Below are 2,678 nucleotides of genomic sequence, written 5' to 3' on the forward strand. Positions count from 1 at the left end.
GTGATCCACAGATATCTGAATGGGGAAACCCGGCTGAGGAAACCTCAGTCACCGTTAACTGAATCCATAGGTTAACGGAGGGAACCCGGTGAACTGAAACATCTAAGTAGCCGGAGGAAGAGAAAGAAACATCGATTTTGTGAGTAGCGGCGAGCGAAAGCGAAAGAGCCCAAACCGGGTTGCGTGCAATCCGGGGTTCGGACTGCAGAAGAGACCATGGACATTAACAGAATGGCACTGGAAAGACCATCCAGAGAAGGTGAAAGACCTGTACGTGAAAATGGAAATGGCTCGGCAGTATCCAGAGTAGGACGAGACACGAGAAACCTTGTCTGAAGGAGCGGGGACCACCCCGTAAGGCTAAATACTCCTTAGTGACCGATAGAGCATAGTACTGTGAAGGAAAGGTGAAAAGGACCCCGGGAGGGGAGTGAAAGAGAACCTGAAACCCTGTGTTTACAAGCTGTGGAAGCACAAGAAGGTGCAACCGCGTACTTTTTGTAGAACGGTCCGGCGAGTTGCAATATCTGGCGAGGTTAAGTACTTAAGGTACGGAGCCGAAGTGAAAACGAGTCTTAACAGGGCGAGAAGTCAGATATGGCAGACCCGAAACCGGGTGATCTATCCATGTCCAGGTTGAAGCTGTCGTAAAAGGCGGTGGAGGACCGAACGCACATCCGTTGAAAAGGGTGGCGATGAGGTGTGGATAGGGGAGAAATTCCAATCGAACCCGGAGATAGCTGGTTCTCCTCGAAATAGCTTTAGGGCTAGCCTCGTTTTAGTCACCTGGAGGTAGAGCACTGAATACCCTAGGGGGCGTCAAAGCCTACCGAAGGTTATCAAACTACGAATGCCAGGGAGATGATGAACGGGAGTCAGACTGCACGAGATAAGTTGGGTAGTCAAAAGGGAAAGAGCCCAGACCTACAGCTAAGGTCCCAAAGTGCGTGTTAAGTGGAAAAGGATGTGGGATTTCGAAGACAACTAGGATGTTGGCTCAGAAGCAGCCATACATTCAAAGAGTGCGTAATAGCTCACTAGTCGAGAGGTCCTGCGCCGAAAATGTCCGGGGCTAAAACACGACACCGAAGCTTAGGAATTCTTAGGAATTGGTAGAGGAGCATTGACAGCGCGCCGAAGCTGTACCGAAAGGCGCAGTGGAGTGCTGTGAAGAGAGAATGCCGGAATGAGTAGCGAGAGTAAGGTGAGAATCCTTACGGCCGAATATCCGAGGTTTCCAGAGTAAAGCTGATCTGCTCTGGGTAAGTCGGGACCTAAGGCGAGGTCGAAAGACGTAGCTGATGGACAACAGGTTGAAATTCCTGTACTACGATATGAAAGAAATGTGGGGACGCATGTGGAGAGCATGAGCCGGGAAAGGAAAAACCGGTGCAAGCGAGGTAGTAGCCATGCAGGCAAATCCGTGTGGCAATACGAAGACGTGACGCGGACCGAAATAAAGTAGGGAAGCATGTGAGCCATGTGCCAAGAAAAGCCGCTATAAATCATACCGTACCCGTACCGTAAACCGACACAGGTAGATGAGGAGAGAATCCTAAGGCCGACGGGAGAAGCATTGTTAAGGAACTCGGCAAAATGACCCCGTAACTTCGGGAGAAGGGGTGCCCACGCGAGTGGGCCGCAGAGAATAGGCTCAAGCAACTGTTTAGCAAAAACACAGGTCTATGCGAAACCGAAAGGTGAGGTATATGGGCTGACGCCTGCCCGGTGCTGGAAGGTTAAGAGGAGGAGTCAGGCAACGAAGCTCCGAATTTAAGCCCCAGTAAACGGCGGCCGTAACTATAACGGTCCTAAGGTAGCGAAATTCCTTGTCGGGTAAGTTCCGACCCGCACGAAAGGCGTAATGATTTGAGCACTGTCTCGACAATGCACCCGGTGAAATTGAAGTACCAGTGAAGATGCTGGTTACCTGCGCCAGGACGGAAAGACCCCATGGAGCTTTACTCCAGTTTGATACTGGGATTCGATACTGAATGTACAGGATAGGTGGGAGGCTGAGAAGCGCGGACGCCAGTCTACGCAGAGCCGCTGTTGGGATACCACCCTTTGAGTATTGGATTTCTAACCTGCGCCCGTGACCCGGGCGGGGGACAATGTCTGACGGGGAGTTTGACTGGGGCGGTCGCCTCCGAAAGGGTATCGGAGGCGCTCAAAGGTTCCCTCAGAATGGTTGGAAACCATTCGCAGAGTGCAAAGGCAGAAGGGAGCTTGACTGTGACACCGACGGGTGGAGCAGGTACGAAAGTAGGACTTAGTGATCCGGTGGTATGAAAGTGGGATTGCCATCGCTCAACGGATAAAAGCTACCCTGGGGATAACAGGCTTATCACTCCCAAGAGTTCACATCGACGGAGTGGTTTGGCACCTCGATGTCGGCTCATCGCATCCTGGGGCTGTAGCAGGTCCCAAGGGTTGGGCTGTTCGCCCATTAAAGCGGTACGCGAGCTGGGTTCAGAACGTCGTGAGACAGTTCGGTCCCTATCCGGCGCAGGCGTAGGATATTTGAGAGGAGCTGTCCTTAGTACGAGAGGACCGGGATGGACAGACCGCTGGTGTATCTGTTGGTGACCAACACCATGGCAGAGTAGCCAAGTCTGGCAGGGATAAACGCTGAAGGCATCTAAGCGTGAAGCCCCCCTCAAGATGAGATATCCCAA

Annotated in this window: 1 rRNA gene; it reads left to right on the top strand. The window is 52.2% G+C overall.

From position 1 onward, the window contains the following. Positions 1 to 2,678: ribosomal RNA gene (locus KQI22_RS13605) — 23S ribosomal RNA — on the top strand; the annotation flags it as partial.

It is taken from the genome of Kineothrix sp. MSJ-39 (assembly GCF_018917935.1).
Classification (GTDB): domain Bacteria; phylum Bacillota; class Clostridia; order Lachnospirales; family Lachnospiraceae; genus CAG-194.